Raw genomic sequence first — 257 nt, 5'->3', positions numbered from 1 at the left:
GACAGATCGATGTGACGCATCAGGATGACGACCGTCATGCCCGCCGTCAGCAAGCTGACGATCGACACGTTGAGCAGCACGTCGCGCAGATTCTGCAGGTTCAGAAACTGTGGCCGTGCGAGCGACGTGCCGAGTATCAGCAGGATCAGCACGACGAAGAGCGTCGTCTCGCGGCTCTTCGCGATCGTCCCGACGATGCCGCCGGGGCCGGAGCGCGTGCGTTGCAACGGCGCGTGTTCGATCGACGCCGCGTGTGA

At 63.8% G+C, this 257-nt stretch carries 1 pseudogene; it reads right to left on the bottom strand.

What is annotated here, in order from left to right:
- Positions 1–227: pseudogene (locus SB753_RS38925) on the bottom strand (ABC transporter permease); the annotation flags it as partial.
- Positions 228–257: the final 30 nt, after the last annotated feature.

Source organism: Paraburkholderia sp. SIMBA_053, from assembly GCF_046534895.1.
Classification (GTDB): Bacteria; Pseudomonadota; Gammaproteobacteria; order Burkholderiales; family Burkholderiaceae; genus Paraburkholderia; species Paraburkholderia caledonica.
This window is presented reverse-complemented; position numbering and strand designations above follow the sequence as displayed.